The sequence below is a fragment of the Aurantiacibacter marinus genome (assembly GCF_001021555.1).
Classification (GTDB): domain Bacteria; phylum Pseudomonadota; class Alphaproteobacteria; order Sphingomonadales; family Sphingomonadaceae; genus Alteraurantiacibacter; species Alteraurantiacibacter marinus.
Genome location: NZ_LDCP01000001.1, coordinates 1,331,701 through 1,338,863 on the forward strand (window position 1 = coordinate 1,331,701; position 7,163 = coordinate 1,338,863).

The following is a 7,163-nucleotide window of genomic DNA, read 5'->3' on the forward strand; positions in this document are numbered from 1 at the left end:
TGTTGCTGCAATAGTTCGCTTGGAGAGGCAACAAATATGACGCAGTTACGTCGTGCCGGTTTTCTGGTTTCTGCTGCGATGCTGGCAGTGTCCCTCACAACACCGGCTTTGGCACAGGCCGATGCGCCGAATTTGTTCTTCGATGAAAGCGATCACGCCGCAATAGAGGCTCGCTCTACTGCGCTGCCCTGGCTGCAACAGGCGCGGACCGAAATTCTGCAGCGGGCAGACCAATATATGGCGACGCCGCTCGATCCGTATCCGCTGGTCGGACCGCAAAACGATACAGGCACAGCCGGTCGGGCCTTGCAAAACCGGCTCGGTGCGCTGGGCTTTGCCGCTTATCTTACCGGAGAGGAGCGTTACGCGCAGAAGGGCCGCGACATGTTGCTCGCCGTGGTGCGCCAGACAGAGCCTGACAATCACGATCACTGGCGCGGCCATTTGCAACAGGCAGACGCAGCCCATGCCCTCGCGATGGGTTACGACTGGATGTTCGACGTGATGACTCCGGCAGAGCGCGCAGAGGTGCGCGCCGAGTTGGTGGCAATCGGCACGGTCCTTTACGAATCCGACACCCCGTGGGGCGCGCCTGCTCCGGGTGTCGCGTCATGCAATCATAACTCGGTGCATTTCGGGGCGCTTGGCCTTGTTGCTCTGGCACTGGGTGACAAGCCGGAATGGTTGGCGGCGTCGACTGATCGCATCAGGCTATATTTCGAACATTTCTCCGATGACACAGGATATGCCACCGAAGGCCATCACTATGTCGGTTATGGCATGGGCGGGGCGGTGCCCTTTGCTATGGCACTGGCGCGCCACGGCGGTCCAGACTTGCTTGCCGAGGCGGAAGAGCATCACGCGCTGGGTCTGGTAGGTGATCAGATGTTGTGGAAGCTGCTGCCGTTCGAAGGCCGGATGCTTGCCCTCAACGACAATTTCGAACGTCCTGGCGAAGTTGCTGCGCTGGCCGCAACTTTGAGGGCAGGGCGCGGGGACCAGCTTTGGGCGTTTCTGGAAAGTCTGGAGCAATCCGGCAGCGTGGATGAACTGGGCGGCTATTTCGGGATCACTTACACCTCGCCCTTCCTGTTTCTGTGGGGTGACGAGGCAGTGGTGCCGGTCGATCCGGTTACCGCCAACCTGCCCCTTGGCCATCATTTCCAGTCCGGGCGCGTAATGCTGCGATCATCGTGGGAAGGGGAGGACGCCGCCCATGCGTCTTTCACTTCCGGTTATGATTTCCACCGCGGACACGACCATCAGGATGAAAACTCGGTCACCTTCTACGCCAATGGCGAAGGCTTTCTGATCGATCCGCAATATTGGCTGGAAACCAGTGACGCGCACACCACGCTGACGGTCGAAGGGGCGGAACAAATCAAGGGCGGCGACGGACGAATTGTCCAATACCGCGAGGATACGCGCGGCGCGATGGTGCGCGGGCAAGCGGAAGAGGCGTATGATTTCGAAGCTGCCTTTATCGGGCAGGCCGACCGAAAGATGTATTTCGTGCGGTCCCCACGGCCATACATGGTGTTTCGGGATGATCTGCGGACGGAAAACGGCGGAGACACACCTTTCTCCAGCCGGTATATCACCTATCCCGGCAACCGGATCGAACAGCACGGTGACGCGGTCATCATCCATGGGGAGCGGCATGGCGGCAAGGCGCTATTGGCGGCATTTTCCGGCACGCAGCCCATTGCGATAGCAGAAGACGACCTATCCGAAACAGTGCTGCGAAGGCGCGGGACGCAGTTTCGCTATGACGACTATATGCGCCGTTTAACGGCCAACTTCATCGATGAAAGCCCGGAGCTGATCAGCTTCGTTATTCCATTTTCAGGCGATGATGTACCGCAAATCCGGATTGTACCGGGCGAAGAGCACCACAGTTTCGAAGCCCGTATCACCTTTGCAGATGGCAGTGAGGACCGGCTTTTGCTCGCCGAGGATGACATTGTGCTGAGATAGAATTTGCTTTGCTGCCGAGCGGGTGCGCTGTGCAACATGCGAATACATTCAACCTAAGACCACCTATGCCGCAATGTCCGCTGCCGGTTCGGCGGGGATATAGGCGGCGAGCCGGGCCTTCACCTCTGCCATGGCTGGGTTGGCGGCCTGATTGTGCCATTCCATCGGGTCGCTTTCATGGTCGTACAGTTCCTCCGAACCGTCAGTATACCGGATGTAGCGATGACGTTGGTCGATCACGGCAAAATTGCCTGCGCCAAATACCGAAACTTGCGGCTGGAGAGCCATTACGGCATCGCTGGCGAGAATGGGCTTCAGACTGCGCCCTGCGTTTTCGGCATTCGCAGGCAGGCCAAGCATGTCGAGCACGGTCGGGAAAATATCGATCAGGCCAACGGGATCGGTGTAGACGCGCTGCTGCACATTGGGGCCAGAGAAGATTAGCGGGACACGGGTGGAGTGCTGCCACAGAGACATTTTTGCAAACCGCTGTTTTTCGCCAAGGTGATAGCCATTGTCGGATAACAGGCAGACCAGAGTGTCATCTGCATGACCGCTTTCGCGCAAGGCATCCATGGCCATGCCAACGCAGTGATCCACGAATGCGATGGAAGCCAGATAGGCCTGCATGATCGGACGCCATTCGTCATTGCTCTGCGCCCATTCCAGCGTCGGCATCTGCGGCACTGCGGCAAGATCGCGGGCGGCCTGCGGCACATCGTCCAGATCGTTTTCGCGCACAACCGGCAGTTCGATTTCGTCCAGCGGGAACATGTCGAGCCAGCGCTGCGGCACATACCACGGAACATGCGGGCGCACGAAACCCAGCGCCAGCATGAAAGGCGTTGCATGGTCGCGCCTCAGGAATTCGGCGCCGAACGCTGCGGTTTGATAGTCGAACATGTCCTCGTCGCGGTCGGGATATGCTCCCCAATCTGTGTGGGTGCGATTGTCGAACCAGCGCATCCGTTGTTCAGGTCCGGGGCCGTATTGCCCGCGATGCTCGTCCACTCGGCCGACATATTCATCAAACATGCCTTCCTGCCCGCCCTGGTGGGACACCTTGCCCGATCCGGCGATGTAGAACCCATGGCCGCGCAAATGTTGCGGCATCAATTGCGTTGGAGAAACCGCAGCCACGGCAGCGCCAAGCTGATCGTCAGGAATCTGACCGTAAATGCCGGTCTGCGCCGGATAGAGGCCGGAAAACAGGCTCGCCCGCGATGGGCCGCAAATTGGTGCCTGTGCGTGCGCGTTCGCAAATACGGTGCCGGACGCGGCGAGGGCGTCGATATTTGGAGAGAAAACCTGTGGGTGATCGCCAAGGGCAGTTACCCAGTCATTGAGATCATCAATCATCAGCAGCAGAAAATTTTTGGGCGAAGCGCCGCCCGAAGCTGAAGGGAAGGTGCAGCCGCCCAGCGCCGCCATGCTGGCCATAATTCCCAGCGAAAACGTCCTGCGATTAATCAACATTGCAACTCTCCCGGATCGGCAGTCGTGCGTTCCATCTGGAAAACTATCACTTTTGCGCGTTCTTGATCGTAATTGAACATTTAAATATTGCAATTGCAACCAAAACAGGCGTTACTGCGTGCAAAGAAAACGGATGGCTGATGGTGCAAAACTGCGGTCAATCAGACATTGACCGGGATAGAGGAAAGCTCATGAATTACCGCATCACAACCGCTACGATTGCAGCCGCAATCGCACTGGCTGGCGCGACCAGCGTTTCCGCTCACGACCATGAGAGCGGTACCGAAACTGGCCGGCAGGCATGCGCTTCGATCATTCCGCCTTTGCGTGCACCAGCTTTGCATGCCCCGACGGAAGCGACAGCGGAAGAGGCCGGTTGTGCGGTAGCTCAATGGCAATTGGCTGCGGCTCAGGACATGACCTATCTCGATGTCAAATATCCGGAAAGTTCGTATGGCCGGGGCTGGGTGAAGGCGGCCTTTTACGTAGGGCTAGACCGGTTTGCAGCGGCTATGGGTGATGAATATCTGCTCGCCCGCGTACGCCAGTATTCTTTCGATAACGGGCTGGAGCTGGGTGACCGGCCCTGGCACGGCGATGATCAGGCTGTTGCCGCGATCTATGCCAATGTCGCGCTGCGTGATGGCAATCCCGGCATGATGGAAAAGACGCAAGAACAATTCGATCACATAATCGCTCAAAATCACACCAACAGCCTTGAATTTATAGAGCCTACCGATGGCAGCACAGAGGGGACATGCCAGTTGCGCTGGTGCTGGGCCGATGCAATTTTCATGGCGCCACCCGCATGGGCTCTTACCACGCAGGTAACAGGCGATGACCGCTATCTTGATTATGCCGCCAGCGAAACGCGCGCGATTATCGAATATTTGCAGGATCCCGAAAGCGGATTGCTGTTCCGCGACAGTCGTTATTTCGAAGCGCGCACCGAGCATGGTTTGCCGGTGTTCTGGAGCCGCGGGAACGGCTGGGTCTTTGCAGGCCTTGCCCGTTTCATCGAAGCCATGCCGGAAGATCATCCGGAACGCCCGCTGATGGTGGAAACCTTCCAGACTTTGGCGGCGCGACTGGTGACGATCCAGCGGGAGGATGGCTATTGGCCGACTTCACTGCTCGACCCCACGCTGATCCTTGAACCCGAAACCAGCGGCACCGCTTTCTTCGGCTTCGGTCTCGCATGGGGCCTGAACAATGGCTTCATCGAGGGTGATGAATATGTGCAATCACGCGACCGGGCATGGGATGCGATGCGCGCTGCGACGGAAAACAGCGGAATGGTCGGATGGGTCCAGCAAATCGGCAAGGATCCGCAATCCACCACGGCCGGCACAAGCCAGCTTTATGCGTCAGGCGGCATGTTGCTGTTCGCCTCCGAAATGCTTGACCACGATTAATTGAACGAGGCTGACCATCATGATCTTTTCCACCATGACCAGGGGCGCAAAGGGCATCGCGCTTGCGTTATGCATGGGCGCGGCGGCGTCCTGCACCGCAAACATGGAGAGCCCGTCGTCAACCGATAGGGCCGCACAATATAATGACTATTTTGCGGACAATGGCCTCGGCAATGCTGTGGCCGTCGTGCAGCATCCTGCTGGCGAGTATCTCAATGGTATCACTTATGTGTCTTACCAGGGGCCGCTGGAAGATCCCTATGTTGCGACATACAATCACGAAACCGAGCAATGGTTCGGCCCGTTTCAGGCTGGCATTAGCGAGCTTGGCCGAATGCCGCTCAGCGAAGGCCGCATTGACAATCACGGCAAGCCGACTCTGATCATTGATGATGAAGGCTACATCCACATCTTCTACGGCGGTCATGGCGGATCGGCCCGTGACGGGGTGAACCCGCTGGGCAATGTGCATAACGGCAGAAATCGCCACGCTGTTTCTGCTCGTCCCTATGACATCACGGAATGGGTCGATCTGGACAATATCCCGCCATTCGGGACGTACAATCAGGCCATCAAGATGGACAATGGCGACATGTACATCTTCTATCGCCACGGCGCCCACCGTAGCGATTGGGTGTATCACAAATCCAGCGACAATGGCCGGACCTTTGGCGAGGCGGTGTCTTTCCTCGGGCATAGGAGGCGTGACGATCTGGAAGCTGTAGACAGCTGGTATCCATTCGTAAGGCGCGGCCAAGGTGACGACATTATCGTCAGCTTTGACTACCACCTTTGCTGGGATCGTGACGGTGCACCCGACGAGCGTGGCCATACTCCCAACCGTCAAGACCTGTTCTACATGGTTTTCGATACCTCGACAGGCGCGTGGCACAACATCGAAGGCGAACAATTGCCGATGCCGCTGTACCGTCAGGACGCGGAAGAAATGGCGCTGGTCGGCCGCAGTAACGGTTTGTGGACCTTCAATGGATCAGTGGCGCTGGACCCTCAGGGACGGCCCAATATCGGCATCACGATGGGCGAAGATATCGGGGATCACGCAGGTGGTCCCAAATATATGCGCCATTTCCGCTGGTCGGGCGAGGAATGGGTCGGCGGCCATCCCAGCGCGTTGCCGATTGGCAATGGTGATCTGGAGGCGCCAACAGCCAATAGTGTCCGCTTCCTGCTGAGTTCGCGCACCTCTGAAGGGAACGGTATCGTGTCCTGGTGGAACAGCAATGATGGCGGTGAAAGCTTTGAACAGGGCGAGACCCTGCTAGAGCGTCCCAATTCCAGTTTTGCCACCAGCGCTTTCATTCGCAATGCGCATCCCGATGCGCGGGTGATCGTGGCAGAAAGACCGCCCGGCACAAATGATCGCCGGATGTACCTGCTGGGTGATAACGGTCCGGTACGGCGGCGTCGATAGTCTCCGCCTTGATCAGGCTGCAAGCGGCAGCCATGCCTAGCTTCGCGGCCAATGACGCGCGCCATATTCCAATCACAAGAGGATAGTTCATGTCGGCCAGTGTTTTCGATCTTTCGGGCAAGGTAGCGCTTGTGACCGGTGCCAACACCGGCATCGGGCAGGGTATCGCCGTGGCGCTGGCCAAAGCCGGTGCAGATATTGTGCTGACGGCACGGCGTGATCCGGCAGAAACGCGGCAAATGGTAGAGGCAGAGGGCGTGCGCGCGCATGTCATCATGGCCGATCTTTCCTCTATCGAACCGTGCCAGCGCATTGTGGACGAGGCGGTAGAGACCTTTGGCAAGGTCGATATCCTTGTGAACAATGCCGGCATCATCCGCCGCGAAGATGCGCTCGATTTCTCGGAAGAGGATTGGGATGCGGTGATGGATGTGAACTTGAAAGTGCTGTTCTTCCTCAGCCAGGCTGTGGCCCGCCACATGGTGGGCTGGGCGAGCCAGGACGGGCCGCGCGGGAAAATCATCAACATCGCCTCCATGCTGACCTTCCAGGGCGGCATTCGGGTGCCCAGCTACACCGCCAGCAAAAGCGGCGTGGGCGGTCTGACAAAGCTGATGGCGAATGAGTGGGCGACCAAGGGCATCAATGCGAACGCGATTGCTCCGGGCTATATCGCGACCAACAATACAACCGCCTTGCAGGCAGACGAAAACCGCAACCGCCAGATCCTGGAGCGTATTCCGGAAGGGCGCTGGGGCGATCCGGCAGATATTGGCGGCGCAGCAGTGTTCCTTGCCAGTAGCGCAGCAGATTATGTGCAGGGCCATATCCTTGCCGTCGATGGCGGATGGCTGGCGCGGTAA

Annotated in this window: 5 protein-coding genes; 4 read left to right on the forward strand and 1 reads right to left on the reverse strand. The window is 58.2% G+C overall.

The features are described from left to right. Positions 1-36 precede the first annotated feature (36 nt). Complete coding sequence (locus AB731_RS06325; RefSeq protein WP_047091977.1) at positions 37-1,977, forward strand: heparinase II/III family protein; 1,941 nt, start codon at positions 37-39, stop codon at positions 1,975-1,977. 63 nt (positions 1,978-2,040) lie between these two features. Here AB731_RS06325 and AB731_RS06330 read toward each other — a convergent pair whose 3' ends face one another. After that, positions 2,041-3,453 (reverse strand): sulfatase, encoded by a 1,413-nt coding sequence (locus tag AB731_RS06330; protein WP_082126368.1) that lies wholly within the window; start codon positions 3,451-3,453, stop codon positions 2,041-2,043. A gap of 191 nt (positions 3,454-3,644) precedes the next feature. Here AB731_RS06330 and AB731_RS06335 point away from each other — a divergent pair, with 191 nt between their 5' ends. The 3 genes from AB731_RS06335 to kduD all read left to right on the forward strand — a co-directional run bounded on the left by AB731_RS06335 (position 3,645) and on the right by kduD (position 7,163). Continuing rightward, entirely contained in the window at positions 3,645-4,868 is a 1,224-nt protein-coding gene (locus tag AB731_RS06335; protein ID WP_162199445.1) for a glycoside hydrolase family 88/105 protein, read from the forward strand. A gap of 34 nt (positions 4,869-4,902) precedes the next feature. Beyond that, on the forward strand, positions 4,903-6,300 hold the full coding sequence (locus AB731_RS06340; RefSeq protein ID WP_082126403.1) for a BNR-4 repeat-containing protein: 1,398 nt from the start codon (positions 4,903-4,905) through the stop codon (positions 6,298-6,300). 89 nt (positions 6,301-6,389) lie between these two features. Continuing rightward, positions 6,390-7,163, forward strand: a complete 774-nt coding sequence (gene kduD, locus AB731_RS06345; RefSeq protein ID WP_047094627.1) for a 2-dehydro-3-deoxy-D-gluconate 5-dehydrogenase KduD — start codon at positions 6,390-6,392, stop codon at positions 7,161-7,163.